Annotated in this window: 19 protein-coding genes; 10 read left to right on the plus strand and 9 right to left on the minus strand. The window is 63.1% G+C overall.

From position 1 onward, the window contains the following. Positions 1–11 precede the first annotated feature (11 nt). On the minus strand, positions 12–338 hold the full coding sequence (locus BLW08_RS13090) for a rhodanese-like domain-containing protein (RefSeq protein ID WP_017198239.1): 327 nt from the start codon (positions 336–338) through the stop codon (positions 12–14). A gap of 153 nt (positions 339–491) precedes the next feature. On the opposite strand from BLW08_RS13090, the gene BLW08_RS13095 reads away from it, so the two are divergent. The 3 genes from BLW08_RS13095 to BLW08_RS13105 are packed head-to-tail and all read left to right on the plus strand — an operon-like array spanning position 492 to position 4,218. Further along, on the plus strand, positions 492–1,235 hold the full coding sequence (locus tag BLW08_RS13095) for a Type 1 glutamine amidotransferase-like domain-containing protein (protein WP_091325617.1): 744 nt from the start codon (positions 492–494) through the stop codon (positions 1,233–1,235). Further along, the gene (locus BLW08_RS13100; protein WP_091325618.1) at positions 1,228–2,664 is read left to right on the plus strand and encodes an amidase; all 1,437 of its coding nucleotides are present in this window, start codon (positions 1,228–1,230) and stop codon (positions 2,662–2,664) included. The genes BLW08_RS13095 and BLW08_RS13100 overlap by 8 nt, the downstream gene beginning before the upstream one ends. A gap of 54 nt (positions 2,665–2,718) precedes the next feature. Then, a complete protein-coding gene (locus BLW08_RS13105; RefSeq protein ID WP_090822317.1) occupies positions 2,719–4,218 on the plus strand; it encodes a peptide MFS transporter in 1,500 nt (499 codons plus the stop codon). Positions 4,219–4,315: 97 nt separating this feature from the next. On the opposite strand, the gene BLW08_RS13110 is transcribed toward BLW08_RS13105, so the two are convergent. Continuing rightward, a complete protein-coding gene (locus BLW08_RS13110; protein ID WP_091325620.1) occupies positions 4,316–4,969 on the minus strand; it encodes a DUF4190 domain-containing protein in 654 nt (217 codons plus the stop codon). Between the two features lie 217 nt (positions 4,970–5,186). Here BLW08_RS13110 and BLW08_RS13115 point away from each other — a divergent pair, with 217 nt between their 5' ends. Then, positions 5,187–5,942 (plus strand): SDR family NAD(P)-dependent oxidoreductase, encoded by a 756-nt coding sequence (locus tag BLW08_RS13115; protein WP_091325622.1) that lies wholly within the window; start codon positions 5,187–5,189, stop codon positions 5,940–5,942. A 200-nt stretch (positions 5,943–6,142) separates the two neighbouring features. Then, on the plus strand, positions 6,143–7,804 hold the full coding sequence (gene pgm / locus BLW08_RS13120) for a phosphoglucomutase (alpha-D-glucose-1,6-bisphosphate-dependent) (RefSeq protein WP_254779857.1): 1,662 nt from the start codon (positions 6,143–6,145) through the stop codon (positions 7,802–7,804). Here the strand turns inward: pgm and BLW08_RS13125 are convergent. Beyond that, positions 7,794–8,309 carry a 2'-5' RNA ligase family protein gene (locus BLW08_RS13125; protein ID WP_091325626.1) on the minus strand — a complete coding sequence of 172 codons (516 nt, stop codon included), beginning with the start codon at positions 8,307–8,309 and terminating at the stop codon, positions 7,794–7,796. The two genes, pgm and BLW08_RS13125, sit on opposite strands and share 11 nt — an antisense overlap. A 511-nt stretch (positions 8,310–8,820) precedes the next feature. Beyond that, positions 8,821–9,477 carry a TetR/AcrR family transcriptional regulator gene (locus BLW08_RS13130; RefSeq protein WP_217639242.1) on the minus strand — a complete coding sequence of 219 codons (657 nt, stop codon included), beginning with the start codon at positions 9,475–9,477 and terminating at the stop codon, positions 8,821–8,823. Positions 9,478–9,582: 105 nt separating this feature from the next. On the opposite strand from BLW08_RS13130, the gene BLW08_RS13135 reads away from it, so the two are divergent. Then, positions 9,583–11,055, plus strand: a complete 1,473-nt coding sequence (locus tag BLW08_RS13135) for an MFS transporter (protein WP_091325627.1) — start codon at positions 9,583–9,585, stop codon at positions 11,053–11,055. Between the two features lie 82 nt (positions 11,056–11,137). Here the strand turns inward: BLW08_RS13135 and BLW08_RS13140 are convergent, their stop codons facing one another. Then, positions 11,138–11,743 (minus strand): malonic semialdehyde reductase, encoded by a 606-nt coding sequence (locus BLW08_RS13140; protein WP_091325629.1) that lies wholly within the window; start codon positions 11,741–11,743, stop codon positions 11,138–11,140. A 254-nt stretch (positions 11,744–11,997) separates the two neighbouring features. Between BLW08_RS13140 and BLW08_RS13145 the strand changes: the two genes are divergently transcribed. Then, positions 11,998–13,353, plus strand: coding sequence for a uracil-xanthine permease family protein (locus BLW08_RS13145; protein ID WP_090822301.1), 1,356 nt, complete (start codon positions 11,998–12,000; stop codon positions 13,351–13,353). A gap of 177 nt (positions 13,354–13,530) precedes the next feature. Here BLW08_RS13145 and BLW08_RS13150 read toward each other — a convergent pair whose 3' ends face one another. From BLW08_RS13150 to BLW08_RS13160, 3 genes are all read right to left on the minus strand, one after another. After that, positions 13,531–14,961: a lysozyme gene (locus tag BLW08_RS13150; RefSeq protein ID WP_091325631.1), complete on the minus strand. Its 1,431-nt coding sequence runs from the start codon at positions 14,959–14,961 to the stop codon at positions 13,531–13,533. A 93-nt stretch (positions 14,962–15,054) separates the two neighbouring features. Further along, positions 15,055–15,321, minus strand: a complete 267-nt coding sequence (locus BLW08_RS13155; protein WP_090822297.1) for a helix-turn-helix domain-containing protein — start codon at positions 15,319–15,321, stop codon at positions 15,055–15,057. After that, on the minus strand, positions 15,321–15,812 hold the full coding sequence (locus BLW08_RS13160) for a DUF2975 domain-containing protein (RefSeq protein WP_091325633.1): 492 nt from the start codon (positions 15,810–15,812) through the stop codon (positions 15,321–15,323). Before BLW08_RS13160 ends, BLW08_RS13155 begins: the two co-directional genes overlap by 1 nt. A gap of 193 nt (positions 15,813–16,005) precedes the next feature. On the opposite strand from BLW08_RS13160, the gene BLW08_RS13165 reads away from it, so the two are divergent. From BLW08_RS13165 to BLW08_RS13175, 3 genes are all read left to right on the plus strand, one after another. Then, positions 16,006–16,572: a type 1 glutamine amidotransferase domain-containing protein gene (locus BLW08_RS13165; RefSeq protein ID WP_091325634.1), complete on the plus strand. Its 567-nt coding sequence runs from the start codon at positions 16,006–16,008 to the stop codon at positions 16,570–16,572. 151 nt (positions 16,573–16,723) lie between these two features. Further along, positions 16,724–17,044, plus strand: a complete 321-nt coding sequence (locus tag BLW08_RS13170; RefSeq protein ID WP_090822290.1) for a hypothetical protein — start codon at positions 16,724–16,726, stop codon at positions 17,042–17,044. An 11-nt stretch (positions 17,045–17,055) separates the two neighbouring features. Further along, the gene (locus BLW08_RS13175) at positions 17,056–17,607 is read left to right on the plus strand and encodes a dihydrofolate reductase family protein (protein WP_091325637.1); all 552 of its coding nucleotides are present in this window, start codon (positions 17,056–17,058) and stop codon (positions 17,605–17,607) included. A 49-nt stretch (positions 17,608–17,656) separates the two neighbouring features. Here BLW08_RS13175 and BLW08_RS13180 read toward each other — a convergent pair whose 3' ends face one another. Next, the gene (locus tag BLW08_RS13180; RefSeq protein WP_091325638.1) at positions 17,657–18,610 is read right to left on the minus strand and encodes an ArsR/SmtB family transcription factor; all 954 of its coding nucleotides are present in this window, start codon (positions 18,608–18,610) and stop codon (positions 17,657–17,659) included. Positions 18,611–18,658: the final 48 nt, after the last annotated feature.

Consider the following 18,658-nt stretch of genomic DNA (forward strand, 5'->3'; position numbering starts at 1 on the left):
TATATACGCGGCTAGAGAACTACTGGCTTGAGGCCGTTGTCCGACACCATCGGCTTGCCGGCCTCGAACCACATATCCATGCCCCCAGCCACATTGACCGCCGAGTAGCCCTGGCCCACCAACCACTGGACTGCCCGGAAAGAACGGCCCCCAGTACGGCAGATGACAAAGAGGTCGTCGTCCGGGTCCAGTTCGTCCAAGCGCGCCGGCAGCTGGTCCATGGGGATGTGGCGCGCACCTTCAGCGTGCCCGGCAACCCACTCGTAGTCTTCGCGAACGTCCAAAATGCTGGCGTCAGCCGGAATATCGCCCACAGGCACGGTATCGAAGTCGCTCATGGCGGTCCTTTCCCATCGATTAAGTCCAGCATTCAGCCTAGTCCCCGCAGCTCAGCCAAGTAACGCGAATCGGCAGGTGGTTGCTTACGGAAGCCCGGACGTTAAGACTGGGACCCAAGCCATCCCCCCAAAATCTGCTGTTAGGAGTACCCCGTGACTACCGGGCAACCCACCATTCTGGCAACATCCGGCGGATACAAGCCGGGCGACCGCACCAGGATCGAGTTCAACCACCTGATGCATTACGCGGTGGAGCTCTCCGGAGTGACCGGCCGCGCGCCCCGCGTGACCCACATCGGCACGGCGTCCGGAGACCAGCGATGGTGGGCAGCGGAAATGGACCAGGCCGCACGCATCGCGGGGTTCGACTTCAGCCATCTCAATCTCTTCACCATGCCGAACATCGAGGACCCGGAGTCCCATCTGCTGGAGCAGGACGTGGTGTGGGTGAACGGCGGCTCGGTGGTGAACCTGCTGGCCGTTTGGCGCGCGCACGGACTGGACCGGGCCCTCCGGAAGGCATGGGAGGGCGGAGTGGTGCTGGCTGGCGTGTCCGCAGGTTCCATTTGCTGGTACCAGGGTGGAGTGACCGATTCTTTTGGCCCTGGACTTCGCCCGGTCACCGATGCACTGGGTTTCCTTCCGTACGCGAGCGGTGTGCACTACGACTCCGAGCCCCGGCGCGCTCCAGCAATCCACAAACTGGTGGCCGACGGCACTCTTGGCGAGACGCACTGCACGGACGACGGCGTGGGGCTGGTGTACCGCGGCACTGACCTTGTGGAGGTGGTGTCTGAAGTGAAGAACAAGGCAGCCTTCCGGGTCACAGCGGGCGCCGGCGAGTCGGTGGACGCTGTGGCTGTGGAGGAACGGTTGGAGTCGCGTTTCCTTGGCTGATCTTCCCCCGGACGACCTTTCACGACTGACCGCTGTTGAGCTCCGCGACGCTTTGGCTTCGGGCGAACTCTCGGCCCGGGAGTCCACGGAACATTTCCTCCGCGAGATCGAGTCCCGGAACAAGCACCTGGGCGCCTTTGTCATGGTCACTGCTGAGAGCGCCATGGCAGCTGCCCACCATGCTGATCAGCTTCACGCCTGCTTGGTCCGCGAAGGGCGCAGCCAGGAGCAAGCCCTTCTTCACGGGATGCCCACGGCGTTCAAGGACCTCACTGACGTGGCCGGCGTACCCACGACGCACGGCAGCGCCGCCCTGGAACACAAGCCCGCGCCGGAGGATGGCGCTCTCGCGGCAACATTGAAGGGCCAAGGCGTCATCTCGCTGGGCAAGACCCAGGTTCCGGAGTTCGGACTGACGGCGTACAGCGAAAACCGCATCGCACCGCCGTCGCGCAATCCACTGTCCTTGGGTCGAAGCTCCGGCGGCTCATCAGGGGGCAGCGCTGCAGCGGTGGCCGCAGGCTTGGTGCCGTTCGCACCCGGGACCGATGGCGGCGGATCCATCCGGATTCCGGCCGGCGCCTGCGGACTGGTCGGACTGAAGCCAGGCCGCGGCGTAGTGCCATCGGGCGCGAGCGCGGGCGACTCCGCCGGGCTGGTAGTGGCCGGACCACTCGCGCGGACAGCTGCGGACGCTGCGCTGCTCATGGACGCGCTGATTCCCAGGGATCAAGCCCCCGACGGCGGATACCTCGCCAATGTGGGACGGGCGCCGGAGCCCCTGAAGATCGGCCTGAGCCTGGACAGTCCATGGGCGGGCACCTACCCCTTCAGCGTCGAGCCCGAGGCCATGGACGCCCTGGCCCGTGGCACGGAACTGCTCGAAAAAACCGGCCACACCGTGACCGAAGCGGCAATCCGCTACGACAACCGCTATCCCGAAGCGTTCACCACGGCCTGGACTGCCGGCGTCGGAAGCGCCCGGATAGCACCTCAGCGTGAGGCACTGTTGACGCCACTTACCCGCACGTTCCGGCGTCGGGCGCAACAACGGAGCGCACTGAAACTGAATGAGGCATTGGGTTTCCTGCGGCAGTTCGAGCAGGACACGATCACGCAATACGCGCAATGGGATGTCATCCTCATGCCGACGCTGGCTCAGACTCCGCGGCCCATTGGGTGGTTTACGGGCGGCGGCCACAGCGGCGAGCCGTGGCCCAGCGAGTGGGCCGGCGACGCTGACGAGGACTACAAAAGGCAGTGCGAGTACGCGCCGTGGTCGTCCATGGTGAACGTGTGTGGACTCCCGGCAATCAGCGTTCCCGTGCACGCGACAGTCGCTGGTTTGCCGATGGGAATTCAGCTCATTGGCCGCATGGGATCTGAAGTGTTGCTTCTCCAGCTTGCAGCCGCCCTCGAAGCCGCCTAAACACGACGTCTAGCATATGGAAAGTGGTTGCCCCGGGCATATATCGATGTGACAATGCCCGCAGTCAGTGCCAGCATTGAGAAAATGAGCACACCTCAAACCACGGCTGAGTCCGCAAAGCCAGCGGGCGATACGTCATTCTTCGGCCACCCAAAGATGTTGGCCAGCCTCTTCTCCGTGGAAATGTGGGAGCGATTCTCCTTCTACGGCATGCAGGGAATTCTGCTTTACTACATGTACTTCACCGCTGAGCAGGGCGGTCTTTCCATTGACCAGGGCCTCGCCGCTGGTTTGGTGGGTGCATACGGTGGTGGCGTGTACCTGTCGACGATCCTCGGCGCCTGGCTCGCCGACCGTCTCTTCGGTTCCGAAAAGGTCCTGTTCGGATCGGCCATCATGATCATGGCCGGCCACATCGCCCTGGCACTCATCCCGGGAATTCCGGGCCTGATCGCCGGTTTGGTTCTGGTGGGCATCGGCTCCGGCGGACTGAAGGCCAACGCCACGGCACTGGTTGGAACCCTGTACGGCGAGAAGGACGAGCGCCGCGACGCCGGCTTCTCCATCTTCTACATGGGCATCAACCTGGGCGGCCTCATCGGCCCGCTGGTCACTGGTTGGCTGCAGACAAGTTACGGCTTCCACATCGGCTTCGGCGCTGCAGCGGTGGGTATGGCGATCGGCCTGGTCATCTACTCCTTGGGCCGCAAGCGCCTCCCGGAAGAAGCACACCGCGTTCCCAACCCGCTCCCGGCGAAGGACCGCACCAAGTACGGCCTGATCTTCCTGGGCATCCTGATTGTGGTGGCCGTCCTGCTCGGCACTGGACTGGTCAACGCCAACAACCTGGCCAGCAGCATGGCCTACGCCGCGATCGGCGCCGCAGTGATCTACCTGTTCCTGATCTTCCGTAGCCCGTTGGTGACCGGCGTGGAGCGCAAGCGCGTAGTGGCCTTCATCCCCTTGTTCATTGCATCGGCCGGGTTCTGGGCACTGTTCCAGCAGCAGTTCACGTTCATCGCCGTGTACTCGCAGGAGAAGCTGGACCGCAACCTCTTCGGCTGGGAAATGCCGGCCGCCTGGGTCCAGTCCATCAACCCGGTGTTCATCATCATCTTCGCCGGTGTCATGGCTGCGCTCTGGACCAAGCTCGGCTCCAAGCAGCCGAGTTCACCGTTGAAGTTCTCCGCGGGCCTGTTCATCATGGGCCTGGCATTCCTTGCCTTCATCCCGTTGGCCGGCGATGGCAAGACTCCGCTGCTGGCACTTGTAGGCATCCTGTTCATGTTCACCCTGGCGGAACTGTTCCTCTCCCCCATCGGCCTGTCCGTGAGCACCAAGCTTGCGCCGCAGGCATTCCACACGCAGATGGTGGCGCTGTTCTTCCTGTCCGTCTCGCTGGGCACCACACTGGCGGGCATCCTCGCCGGTCTGTACAACCCCGACGACGAACTCCCCTACTTCCTGGGCATCGGTGGCGTGGCAATGGTCCTGGCTATTGGCCTTGCAGCTGCCTCGCCCGCGATCAAGAAGCTGATGGGCGGCGTTCGCTAGGCCGCCGACCCCAAGACAACGGACCTGACAACGACGGCGGCCCTTGCGTTTGGTGGGATAACCACCTGACGCAAGGGCCGCCGTCGTACCTGTTTGTTTAGTAGTTGTAACTGCTTCGTGAGGCACCGATCGCGGCAATGAAGATGATGCCGAAGACAACCGTCAGCGCAACGCCGAGGTAACCCATCACCAAGCCGGCGATCGCCATTCCCTTGCCGGCGGGCTCGCGCTTCAAAGCGAGGTGGCCCAGGACCACGGCCGCGATCTGCGGAAGGATGAAGAAGCCCAGGCCAATGTAGACCGCGATGCCACAGCACATGCTGGCGATGCTTAGGCCCTTGGGCTGCGTGGGCATGGCGTAGTAAGCGGGCTGGCCATACGGCGACTGCGGCTGGCCGTACGGCTGTTGGTTGAAGGCCTGCTGTCCGTAAGGCTGCTGCTGGTAGGGGCTGGGCGGCTGGCCATACGGAGAAGGCGGCTGCTGGCTGTAATTGCCCGGGGTGTACGCGCTCTGGCTGGCGGGCGGCGGCTGCTGTGTGTAGAAGTCGTTCTGGCCCTGGGCGTTCTGCGTGTAGGCGCTCTGCTCGTACGGCGGAAGCGGCTGGGTGGCGCCCGGCTCGGGCGTGCCGGACTCAGGGAAACCCTGCACCGGGGTGCTCTCGGGTGCGCTGAACTGTGCGGGCGGAACGTACTGCGGCGGCTCGTAGCCCGCCGGCTTGTCCTCGTTGCCCTTGGATGGCTGATCTGACATGAGAATCCCCCTGCATATTGGTCTTTGATCCCAACACTACCGCCGTCAGGGGCGGCGCATAAGGTAGCGCGCCCGGAGGAGAAGCGCACGGATGAGACGAACGTCATATTCATGCATACGCATGGAATTTTTTCGAGTCAGACTCGGTTTACGTCAATAGCGACTTAAGATGCGCTGACTACGGAAACTGCGGGATCCGTCCCGCGAAGGAGGAATCATGGGTAACTTCGAAGGCAAGACCGCGCTGGTCACCGGCGGCGGCTCTGGACTCGGAGAAGCGATCAGCAAAGACCTCGCGAAGAACGGCGCCAACGTGGTGGTGGTGGACGTCAATCTCGAGGCCGCCACACGCGTAGCAGACCAGATCACGGCCGACGGCGGCAGCGCCGTCCCGTTCCAAGGCAACACAGCGGTGGCCGAGGACAGCAAGAAAGCCGTCGATTTCGCCGTAGAGAAGTATGGCGCACTGAACTACGCCGTCAACAACGCCGGCATCGGCGGGGCGAGCGCTCCTGTGGGAGAAATCGACATCGAAGATTGGGACCGCGTCATCGCCATCAACTTGAGCGGCGTCCTTTACGGAATGCGGTACCAGGTCCCGGCCATTCTTGCCGCAGGTGCCTCGGAAGGGGCAATCGTCAACATGGCATCCATCCACGGAGCCGTTGCTGCTCCCGGCAATGCCGCGTACACCGCAGCCAAGCACGGCGTGGTGGGCATGACCAAGAACGCTGCTGCTGAATATGGAGCACAGGGCCTCCGAGTCAACGCGATCGGCCCAGGCTATATTGATACGCCCCTGTTGGCCGCCGCACCGAAGGAAGTCATCAACGGACTTGAGGCCAAGCACCCGCTGGGCCGTTTGGGACAGGCTGAGGAGATCGCGAACGTCACCACATTCCTCCTCTCCGATAAGGCCAGCTTCATGACAGGCTCGTACGTGCTGGTTGATGGCGGGTACACCGCCGTCTAGCTCTTGCGACTGTTTGGATGGAATTCGCTCCAGCCCGGTTTGGTCCGGGCGGGAGCGATCTCTTTTGGCTAGCAGGTGCACCTGAACGCGAGGTGAAACTTGGCCGGTTCCCGGGTTGCCCGGGCGCCTTTCGGCGTCACAGGGGCCGGATCCCGGACATTTCCTGTCAGCAGGCCCCATGGTCTGGCATGCTGGACCCCATGGCTAGCCGAGCGGGCACAGTTGCCCTTCCCCAGGACCTTGTTGACATCACAGCCCTGCTGGACGCGTATTTCGACGTAGCTCCGGACTTGGGCGATCCCGCGCAGCGCGTGGCGTTTGGAACGTCGGGACACCGCGGATCCAGCTTGAAGGCGTCATTCAACGAGCCGCACATCCTTGCGATCACGCAGGCAATCGTTGAGTATCGCGGCCGCCAGGGCATCACCGGACCGCTGTTCATAGGACGCGACACCCACGCACTCAGCGAGCCCGCGCAAAACTCCGCACTGGAGGTACTGGCCGCCAACGGCGTGACCGTGCTGGTGGACGCCCGCCACGGCTACACCCCCACTCCGGCCCTGAGCCACGCGATTCTCAAGTACAACAGCGAGGCCGGCGCCGGCACTCCACAGGCCGATGGCATTGTGGTCACCCCCAGCCACAACCCGCCCGGCGACGGTGGCTTCAAGTACAACCCACCACACGGCGGCCCGGCCGACACTGACGCCACCGGCTGGATCGCCGACCGCGCCAACCAACTGCTCGAGAACGGGCTTCGCGGCGTTAAGCGCATGCCCCTGAACGATGCCCTGGCCGCCGACACCACCGGCAAGTTCGACTTCCTCAGCAGCTATGTGGACGATCTTCCCTCTGTCCTTAACCTTGATGCCATCCGCGAGGCCGACGTCCGGATCGGTGCCGACCCCATGGGTGGCGCCTCCGTGGATTACTGGGGCGAAATCGGCGAGCGCCACCAACTCAACCTCACCGTGGTGAACCCCACCGTTGATCCGCAGTGGGCCTTCATGACGCTCGACTGGGATGAGAAGATCCGCATGGATTGCTCATCACCGTCGGCCATGGCGTCACTGATCAAGCGGATGTCCGTGGGTGCCGACGGCACGGCCGCCTACGATGTCGCCACGGGCAACGATGCCGACGCCGACCGCCACGGCATCGTTACTCCCGACGGCGGGCTCATGAACCCGAACCATTACCTCGCAGTCGCCATCCACTACCTGTACCGGAACCGCAGCGGCTGGAACCCGGAGTCCGTGGTGGGCAAGACGCTGGTTTCCTCCTCGATCATCGACCGCGTCGCTGCGGGACTGGGCCGCAAGCTGGTTGAGGTTCCGGTTGGCTTCAAGTGGTTCGTGCCCGGGCTGCTGTCCGGCGAGGGCGCCTTCGGTGGCGAGGAATCGGCCGGCGCATCCTTCAACAAGCTCGATGGCAGCGTGTGGACCACGGACAAGGACGGGATCCTGCTGGCCCTGCTGGCTTCAGAGATCACGGCCGTTACGGGCAAGTCTCCGTCGCAGCTCTACAAGGGCCTCACCGACCAGTTCGGCTCACCCGTCTACGCCCGCATCGATGCGGCAGCCAGCCGCGAGCAGAAGTCCAAGCTGGGCAAGCTCTCTGCTGCAGACGTCACTGCTACCTCCTTGGCTGGCGAGGAGATTACCGCGAAGCTCACCGAGGCTCCCGGCAACGGCGCCTCGATCGGTGGCCTGAAGGTTGTCACGGAGAACGCCTGGTTTGCGGCCCGCCCCTCCGGCACCGAGGACGTGTACAAGATCTACGCCGAGTCCTTCAAGGGTGCCGACCACCTGGCCCTGGTCCAGGAAGAGGCAAAGGCGCTGGTGGACGGAGTTATCGCGTAGTTTCCTCCAGGCTCTGGGCGTCCTGCGTCCAGAGCCTGAGGATTCGCCGAATGGTGTGGTCGCCTTCCGGAGCCATGTCCACCAGGGCTACTTGGTCAAGCACGACGGCGTCTCCGGACTTTGGTCTCTTGCCGTCGTGATGCGAGATGTGCGGCCGGTAGCGTTCCATCACGTAGTTCGGTGTAGCGATTCTGCCGCCGACTCCGTTTGCCGCCTCAACGAGTTCTTCATGCAATCCCTGCAGCAGCGGGTTGTGCTCGATGAGGCTCACCGGGATCGATCCCAGATGCCCGAAGCCCGCCTCTTCACCCACTCTCAGCCGGGTTCCCAGCGCACCCTTGACTGGCGCTTCGGCCAGGTCCGCAAGGACATCGGCGACGTCGGCACCCACGTTCGCGCCGACGTCGAACCTTAACAGCGTGATGTGCAGCGGCCAGTCGCTGCGCGGAAAAACCAGCCCCTGCTGCACGGACTCGGTGAACGCCACCCAAATGAGGTTCCGCATAGGCATAGTTTGCCACCCGGCACGGCGGACGAAAGCGCGCCGGAGTGAGAGAGCGTTCCGGAAAACACGACGAAAGGTGAGAGAGCGTCGCTGGAGACCCGGACCCTCTCTCACCAAACGGCCGGAAACCCCCCCACCCTCTCTCACCAAACGGCCGGAAACCCCACACCTCTCTCACCAAACGGCCGGAAACCCCCCACCCTCTCTCACCTTCCTATAGGGTCGGGGCAAGCGGAGATCTTCTTTGGGGGAAATGATGAGGCTTGAAGGTTGGCACATCCTGGTAATTCTGGGCCTGCTTGTAACGGTGGCGGTCGCGATAGCAGTGATCCTGATAGTTCGCCTGGTCATACGAGCCGCTGCCAGACGAAATGACGACCAAGATCCGGGCGCATTCCGCCAATAGCGGTTGCGCTGATGCTTTCCGCGCCCATCCCAGGTCAGCAGTGAGAGAGCGTTCCGGAAAACACGACGAAAGGTGAGAGAGCGTCGGTACGGTACGGACGCTCGCTTACTTCTCCGTGGTGTCCAGAAGGACTCGGAGGACACGCTCGAGGGGCTCGGTGAGTTGATCAGCGGAAGCTGAAGCCAGGGGTTGCACCTCGGTGGCGGTCCGCAGCATCACCAGCCCCAGCATGAGTGCGATAGCCATCTGGGCGCGAAGAAGCAGCGGCTGCGAGGCGGGAACATCCGCATTCCACCCTGCTGCTGCAGCGAGTTGTTCCGTGAAGCGTTCCAAGGTCCTGCGGCGGATCGCGTCGGCGTTCTCATCGCCGGATGAGCGCAGCAGGAGCAGGAGTTGCAGGGGGTCGTCCGCGTTGGGGGCTTCGACGACGTGTGTGAGAAGCCGGGCTATCACCTCATCAACGCTGGATGCGCGAGCCCGGGTTTGAGGATCAAGCTCATCCACAGTGCGGTTCATGCAGGCCTCGAAGAGACCTTCTTTCGATCCAAAATACCTGCTAATGAGCGCTACATTGACGCCTGCGTCCGCGGCGATGTGGCGGACCGTGGTGGCCCTGTAACCTTCCGTGGCGAAACGCCGTCGGGCAGCCCGGACGAGCGCCCGCCGCGTGACGTCCGCATCCCGACCCGAGCGGACCAATTCGTCATCCGCAAACGTAGCCCCGCCGTCGAGAGCCTTTGATTCCTGCACTTGGTTGCCCACTCCCCCACTCTAGCCCGGCTAGGAGACAAGTAAACGATCGTTGACATAGGTAACTATTTTGATTTATTGTCTAAGTAATCAATCGTTTACATCCCGAGGAGAATCATGTCCAGCACCATCGAGCGCCCTCAAAGCGCGCCGGCACCGGGTCAGGAGGCTCACCGCAAACGGGGCACCGCGATCATCGCCTATCTCTCCTTGGGCGGCCTGTCCTTCGCCGTCCTGCAGTCGCTCGTCGCGCCGGCCCTTGGCACCATCGGCAAGGATCTCGGCGTCGCAACGAGCGACGCCAGCTGGGTGCTCACGGCCTACCTGCTCTCCGCTTCGGTCCTGACTCCGATCCTGGGACGACTGGGCGACATGGTGGGCAAGCGAAAAGTCCTGATCGTGGTGCTGTCACTTCTCCTGGTGGGCACAGTTCTCGCAGCCCTGGCGCCGAACCTGACTGTCTTGATCATCGGCCGCGTACTCCAAGGTGCGGCGGGTGCGGTGATGCCACTGTCCATCGGCATCGTTCGCGATGAGCTCCCGAAGGAACGGGTCAGCGTCACCATCGGATTGCTGTCCGCCATCTTCGGCATCGGTGCCGGTGTTGGAATCGTTGCAGCTGGACCGATTGTCGAGGCCCTGTCCTGGCACTGGCTGTTCTGGCTGCCTGCCGGACTCGTGCTCATCGCCCTCCTCGGCGCCATCTTCGGAATGCCCGAGTCCCCGGTGAAAACTCCCGGCAAGCTCGACATCCTGGGCACCGGGATCCTCTCGGTGGGCCTGGTTGCCGTACTGCTCGCGATCAGCGAAGGCCAGACGTGGGGTTGGGGTGACGGCAAGACCATCAGCCTCCTCATCGGGGGCGGCGTGGCACTCATCGCGTTCGTGTTGGTGGAACTGCGTGTTGCCGAGCCGCTGATTGACGTACGGCTGTTCCGCAACCGCGGCGTATGGACCGCGCACATCGTTGCACTGGCGTTCGGTTTCGCGATGTTCGGCACGTTTGTACTGGTCCCCACCATCCTTCAGCTGCCCACAGTCCTCGGCTACGGCTTTGGCAAAACCGTGAGCGAAGCCGGCATCTACCTGCTGCCGACCGTCGTTGCCATGGTGATCTCCGGCGTCATCGCCGGCGCACTGATCCGCAAGGTGGGACCCAAGATCCCCATGATCCTTGGCGCCGTGGCCGTCACTATCGCCTTCGTCATTCCCGCACTGGGACACGGCGAAGAATGGCAGATCGTGGTCTCCGGCATTCTCACCGGCATCGGCATCGGGATGGCCCTCGCCGCGACCTCCAACGCGATCGTCGAGAGTGTGCCCGCAACGCAGACCGGCGAGGCCATCAGCGCCAACACCGTGCTGCGCACCATTGGCAGCAGCATCGGCACGGCCGTCATCGCCGCGCTGATCTCCTCCAACGTCACACCGCAAGGTGCCCCCTCCGATGATGCGTTCACCATTGGATTCTGGGTCTCCGCAGGGGTTGGCGTGCTGGCGCTCCTGGCAGCACTGGTGGTTCCCTCCCGGGTGCAACGGCGCCGGAATGCCGAAGTTGCCGGAATCGACGACTTCGACGAAGCCTCGTAAACCGCTTGGCCGCGGTGTAGGCACCGACAACACAGAAACGCCCGCTCACATTCGTGTGAGCGGGCGTTTCTTCTGTGAGAACTTAGACGGTGCGAACAACGTCGTCGTAAGCGAACTTCGGCTTGGCTTCGCCCCAGGCGTCCGGGCCGGGCTGGCCGATGTTGACCACCAGGAAGCTCTTCTGGTCGCCGGCCGGGAAGAACTCTGCGTCGATGGCGGAGAAGTCGGCGCCGGTCATCGGGCCAGCAGCGAATCCGAGGGAGCGCACGGCCAGGATGAAGTAGCCGGCCTGCAAATGAGCGTTGTTGTTGCCCGTAGCAGCGGCGAAAGCGGGATCGGCGTCGTACATTGCCTTGGGCGCGCCGTAGGCGGGCAGGAACTTGTCCCACTGGCCCTGCCAGTCGGTGTCGTACGAGAGGATGGCCACCAGCGGAGCGGAGGCGGTCTTGGCCTTGTTGCCGTTGGAGAGGGTGTCCACCAGCTTGGCGCGGGCCTCGTCCGAGCGGACGTAGGTCACGCGGAGCGGCTGGGAGTTGAAGGCGGTGGGACCGAACTTGGTGAGCTCGTAGATGGCACGGGCTTGCTCGTCGGTGACCTCACCGGCGAAGCTGTTGGCAGTACGGGCTTCGGCAAAAATGGCGTCGACTGCTGCGGCGTCAATGACTGCTTCTTCGTGGGCGATCGTCATTCGTAAACCTTTCGCTGGGCCCTGGCCCTGAGTCGGCCGGGCACTTCTGCTTTCCATGGTTGCAACTTCAAGTTCCCTTGTCCTCTTCCCGTGACGGCCCGTGACGTTGAGCACACAGCGTGACTCCGCGTGTCGTTTCCTTGCGTTGTGAGGCCCGTTTTGCGCGCTTCCAAGCGCGCGAGGCGCGTAGAGCGGGCCCCGCAATGGCGGTAATGTTGCACCGAATCCCAACACTCTTCTGAGGAAGGCCCGCCATGAGCATGCTCGGCATGAAATGGAAGCTCCACGGCAACGGCAAGTCCATTCGCCCCGGCCACGTGGTGGCACCCGACGAGCGGCTGGCATGGCCCCTGACCATCGGCATCGGCATGCAGCACGTGGTTGCGATGTTCGGCGCCACCTTCCTGGTCCCCATTATCACGGGCATGCCGCCAGCCACCACCCTGTTCTTCTCAGGCATCGGCACACTGCTGTTCCTCGTCATCACCAAGGGTCGCGTACCCAGCTACCTTGGATCGAGCTTCGCGTTCATCGCCCCGATCATGGCGTCCCAGCAGCAGTACGGCGTGAGTGGCGCCTTGGGCGGCGTGGTGCTTGCCGGCGTCGTACTGGCGCTTATTGGTGCGATCGTCCAGAAGTTCGGCGCCGAATGGATCAACCGTCTCATGCCGCCGATCGTCACCGGCGCAATCGTGGCACTGATCGGCCTGAACCTGGCACCCGCCGCGAAGAACAACTTTGACCTGGCACCCGTTACCGCGCTCATCACCCTGGTCACGATCATCCTGGTTTCTGTTCTGTTCAGGGGGATCCTTGGCCGACTGAGCATCCTGGTGGGCGTCGTGGTGGGGTACCTCGTGGCGATGATGCGCGGCGAGGTCTCCTACGAAAAGATGGACGCGGCCGCGTGGGTCGGCTTGCCGCTGTTCCAGACACCCGAATTCCACATCGGCGTGGTGGGCCTGTTCGTGCCCGTGGTGCTGGTGTTGGTTGCTGAGAACGTTGGGCACGTGAAGTCGGTAGCGGCAATGACGGGCCAGAACCTCGACGGCGTCTCCGGCCGGGCGCTGATGGCCGACGGCGCCGCGACGGTACTTGCCGGGTTTGGCGGCGGTTCAGGTACAACGACGTACGCAGAGAACATCGGCGTCATGGCCGCCACCAAGGTCTACTCGACGGCGGCCTACTGGGTGGCCGGTATCTTCGCCATCCTGCTGAGCTTCTCCCCGAAATTCGGCGAATTGATCGCCACCGTCCCGCCGGGCGTCCTCGGCGGTGCAGCGACCATGCTCTACGGCATGATCGGCGTCCTCGGCGTGAAGATCTGGGTTCAGAACAAGGTCAACTTCTCCAACCCGATCAACCTGACCACAGCCGCCGTGGCTTTGATCATCGGCATCGCGGACTACACCTGGACCATTGGCGAGCTGAAGTTCACGGGCATCGCCCTTGGTTCCGCTGCTGCGCTGGTGATCTACCACGGCATGAAGGGGCTGGCCCGTTGGCGCGGGACCGTCGCCGAGCCGGAGACCGAGACGGCGGGGCTGCCGCCTGCGGTGAAGTCGGCGATGAACGCTGCGGCGAAGAGGGGCGGGAAGAAGGGGAAGTAGGGGCAGCGGAGCTCATGGCGGAACGTGGAATTTCCTGGAGACAGCCATGGACTTACTGGAGACGGAGCGTGCGCTCCGTCTCCACCTTGACGCCGGGTATTCGCTCATTCGGGTGGCCAGGCAGGTTGACGGCTTTCGGGATCCCTCACGAGCTGAGGTCACGAATGACGGGACCCGCTAGCTCCCGAACTTAGTGTCGAACCGGCTCATAAACGCGGCCATGGCGTCACGGGCAACCGGCTCAAGGGGCCGGTAGGTCTTTGTCCCGTTAGCCTCGGCCCACCCGGTACTGATGCCGCTGCTCGCGAGCCAGGTGATCTGTTTGTAGAACGGGTTATTCGTGGCAACATCGGCAAACGGCGACTTCGCGGGAGCGGTGAAAGCGGGAGAGCCGGCCAAACGGTACATGAACGCGGCCATCGCATCACGGGCTACGGGTTCAAGCGGCCGGTAGGTCTTTGTCCCGTTAGCCTCGGCCCACCCCGTACTGATGCCCTTGCTGGCAAGCCACGTGATCTGCTTGTAGAACGGGTTGTTCGTGGCAACATCGGCAAACGGCGACTTCGCGGGAGCGGTGAAAGCGGGAGAGCCGGCCAAACGGTACATGAACGCGGCCATCGCATCACGGGCAACAGGGGCAAGAGGTCGGTAGGTCCTGGCACCGTTGGCCTCGGTCCATCCTGTTGAAATGCCGCGGGACCCGAGCCAGTTGACTTCGGCAGTGAATTGGCCGCCGGAAATATCAGAGAAGATGGGTCCCGGGTTCTTGGCAAAGGCGGTCAGATCGGCGAGGGAGCCCCTGAAGACGTTCTGGTCCCCCGGGAACACGCCGGACTCGGCATGCTGCCACAGGGTGTAGTTTTTCCAAGCGGCTGGCAGGGCACCGGGCGTCGACGCCCACCTGGCGATATGCAGCGGGTGGTTCCCAAAGCCGTCTGCCTTACCGGTGCACGTATTCCACCAGTCGGTGGTGGTGTAGATGGCGGGGAGGCGGCCGGTTCGCGACAAGATAGTGGTGGCGAAGTCGGAGATCCACGAAACCATCTGGCCCGGGGTCATTCCATAGCAGGCGCCGTCGCCATAGGGGCTGTATTCCAGGTCCAGCAGGGCAGGCAGCGTTTTCCCGTCCGGCGTCCAGGCTGCACCGCTCTGGAGGAAGTAGTTGGCTTGCGCTGCACCGGACGACGCATTGGGAAGGGCGAAATGGTAGGCGCCGTGAAGCATGCCGGCAGAAGCAGCCCCCGAGTATTGGGCCTGGAAGTAGGGATTGCGGTAGGCGGTCCCCTCGCTGGCCTTCACGTACGCAAATTTGGCGCCATTGGCGGCGGCCTTGGTCCAGTCCACCACGCCTTGGTGGCTGCTGACATCCATTCCGCGCACGCCGGACGGCACTGCTAAAGCCGATTCTGTGCCTTGGATGGAGAACAACTTCTGGTCTGCACTTTCATGACCACGAAGGGTCGATCCCATGGCGTGGTCGTTCTGGGCTGCGGGCGATTCTTCGGACGCGGTGGCCGCCCCCGCCCCCGACGCTGCGAGCATCACGGTGACGAGCACTACAGCCGCGGTTTTCAGGCCACCTGAGCAGCGGGACATGGAGAAGTTCATTCGACGATTCCTTCGGGAGTGCGGGAGGAACCGGCGCCCCCACGTCATTCAGCAAAGCCTACTATCCGGCAGGCATAAGGCAGGCCGCGGGTACTACGATCCGCGGCCTTCCCGCACCACCGGCCGTGCACCGACGTCGTCAGTTTCCAAAGCCGAACCGGCTTCCCACCGCAGCAAATCCCCCGGCTGGCACTCCAGCACATCGCACAGTGCTTCCAAAGTAGTAAACCGCACCGCCTTCGCCCGCCCGTTCTTCAAAACAGCCAAGTTGGCCGGCGTAATACCCACCCGCTCCGCGAGCACGCCCACGGGCATCTTGCGCTTGGCCAGCATGACATCGATGTCCACGATGATCGGCATCAGATCACCTCATCGAGTTCGGCGCGGAGACCCGCGGCCTCGGTATCGCGCGCCACAGCCTGGGCAAGCAGCGTCCGCATGACCAGCACAAGAAGCGCCACGCCTCCGATCATCAACGCAGCACCGCAGATGAGCAGCACAATACCTGGCGCAATCCCACCCGGGGCCAGCAGGACAGCGATCGCAAACATGAGCAGCGCGGCAACAGAAACAGCCCCGAAAATGACGTCCACAAACCGAAAAGCCCCGTGCGAGAACACTGTCCCGCGGCGCACCATGGTCAGCAGCCGCCACACGCAGACCGCAACCACCTGCACGCACAGGATGCCCAGAACGATGATCACCAGCAGCGCAATCCGGGGGCCGTCGGAGGCGCCGGCCTCCACCAGATCAGCTGAGAACAACGGCACCATCCACACCTGCACGAACAACGAACCGGCGAGCACCATCGCAATCACCGCTCGCAGCGCGAGGATCGTCAACTTTCCCAAGAGATCTCCTTTATCGAGCAACAATGAGATTCTATCGATATTCGATCATTATTCAATCAAGGCAGCACCCAGGCAGAATTAGTCAGCTTGCTTACTAAAGCGACGTTCCCTAGGCTGGAACAGGTCAGACAAACAACTCTCACAGCGGCGGCTCACGCCCACAAGGCACCCCGCTGCGCAACGAGGAGGAACAATGTCAGAACACAACATCGCAGGCAAGAAGGTCGCATTTCTGCTGACAGACGGCGTGGAGCAGGTTGAACTCACCAGCCCGTGGCAGGCCGTCAAGGACGCTGGCGGCGAGCCCACCCTGGTGGCTCTATCCAAGGGAAAACTCCAAGGCTTCAACGGCGTTGAGAAGGGCGACACCTTCGACGTCGACCTGGCAGCAGCAGACGCCAACGCCTCCGACTTCGACGCACTGGTTCTCCCGGGCGGCGTGGTGAACGCGGACAACCTCCGCGTGGACAAGGACGCCCAGAACTTCACACGCGCTTTCTTCGAACAGCACAAACCCGTGGCCTCGATCTGCCATGGCCCGTGGATCTTCATCGACGCCGGCGTGATCAAGGGCCGCAACGTCACCTCGTATCACACGCTCCAATCGGACCTGAAGAACGCAGGCGCCAACTGGACCGATGAGGAAGTGGTGTGCGATCAGGGCTTGGTCACCAGCCGAAACCCGGACGATCTCCCGGCCTTCAACAACAAGCTCGTGGAGGAAATCTCCGAGGGCCAGCACGCCGGCCAGACCGCCTAGCCCTCCACAGCGCAGCACCAAAAGCCGAGTGCCGCCGTCGTACTTCTTGTGAAGTACGACGGCGGCACTCGCCTCAGTCACAACGTCGCAATGTTGCGTAGGTCACATCAGGTACGTACGCTGGGGGACGCTGCAGCGTGGCAGCAACCTGATGAAAGGCAATACATTGTCCAGCGACAAGCTCTCCGTAGTTGTTCGCGTCGACGTGGACGGCGAACAGATCCAGATCGCCGCGACCGGTCGCGTCACCACACTGAGTCTCCAGGGCCTCTACCCGGTAGTGCAACGCACCAGGAGCCTGGGCGGCGGTCTCGGCGTCGAAATGGACCTGACCGAAGCCACCGTTGATGCCGACGCGCTGCAACAGCTCCAGGTTTTCGCCGAGCTTCACGAGGTCCCTGTCCGCCTCCGGAACACCAATGTGACGGCCTTGCCGTCCCGCGAACTCCAAACAACCAGCCGCGCCGCCTAACAGGAGAACCCATGCGCAAAGTCACCGCCGGACTGTTCCACTCCGTTGACGGGGTGGTGCAGGACCCCTTCAAATTCCAGTTCGACAGCTTCGACGACGAACTCGGCAAAGGCCTGACGAAGATGATCAACACGGTGGATACCGTGGTGCTGGGGCGCGTCAGCTACCAGGAGTGGGCCGGATACTGGCCGAATGCTTCACGGGACGAGGACTTTGCGGCCTTCATCAATCCGGTGGAGAAGTTCGTCGCCTCCCGCACCCTGACCGGGCCTCTCGAATGGGAGAACTCGCACTTGATAGAGGGCGATGTGGAGCAGTTCGTCGCCGGGCTGAAGAACCGCGAAGATGGCGAGATCGCCGTCTGCGGCAGCATCTCCCTGGTCCGCCAGTTACTGTTCGCGGGCGTACTCGACGAGCTGACCCTGATGACCCACCCGGTGGTGGCCGGCAGCGGACGGCGGCTCTTTGAGGACGGCGACCCGCTGAACCGGCTCGCACTGGAGGACCAGTACGCCACCAGCAAGGGCAACGTGGTGACCACGTACAGCGTGCGCAAAGACTGAAACGTACGACGACGGGTACCCGGCTTGCGCCGGAACCTCGCCTGTGCGGTCAGCCCAGCAGCAGCACCGAGCCCAATTCACTCCTGAAATAGAGCACACTCCGGCCGTAGCGCGTTGATGTGACCAGCCCGGCGTCCCGGAGCACCCTGAGGTGCTGGTTCACAGCGGAAGTTGTAACACCAAAGCGAACTCCGAGCTCGGTGGACGAGGCGGGAGCGGCCAACGCCGTCAGCAGGCTGGTCCTGACTTCACCCAGTACCGCAACAATGGCAGCGGGGTTGGCGACCCGCTCCGTTTCCCACATGGCCCCCTGGCCACGCGCGGGATACATCAGCATGGGCGGCATCCCCGCGCTCACGGGCGCCGAGGCCCGGCGGGTGAACATGGTGGGGACCAATGTCAGACCCAGGCCATCGGTCTGCTCGGTCCGGGAAACAGGAGTTTGGAGCCGGATGGAAAGCGCATGTCCATCAAAATCTGCGGTAGCTGACAAGTCGTTGAGCATCGCGAACAGGCCACTTTGTGCAATCTGACGGCCTCGATACACAATGTCAGCTTCCAGGATGGTCCTCATGCGCAGCCAATGCGGCGCGAAGCATGAGTCCCAGAAGTCTTCAAGGACACCCACCATGCGCCGAATGGCCGGACGGGCTGGACCTGCATAGAAAGCAGGGATGACGCCGTGAACACTCATCAAATCCGAGTGGAACTGCTCCGCCGGGATCACTGACAGAGCTGCAAACTCATCATCGATCCGGGTCAAAGGGGACGACGGCCGGGGGTTCAGGAAATCCGGCGTCCAATGTCGCTCATCCACCAGCGCCAGCAAGCCCTCCAGGTTGAGACGGGACCGGGCGTCCTCGGTTCTTCGCAACCAAGGGACTTGCAGCGGGTATCGGCTTGGATCGCGAATAGCCCTCAGGGATAGGCCAAGTTCGCACAACGGGGAGATGCCGAAGCGCACGCCACCCAGATCGGCATCGGAGAGCTCGTACCTCAGCATGAAGCACAACGCTACATCAATACCGCGCCCGGAACACCCGTGACAGAA

Source organism: Arthrobacter sp. cf158 (assembly GCF_900106835.1).
Taxonomy (GTDB): Bacteria; Actinomycetota; Actinomycetes; order Actinomycetales; family Micrococcaceae; genus Arthrobacter.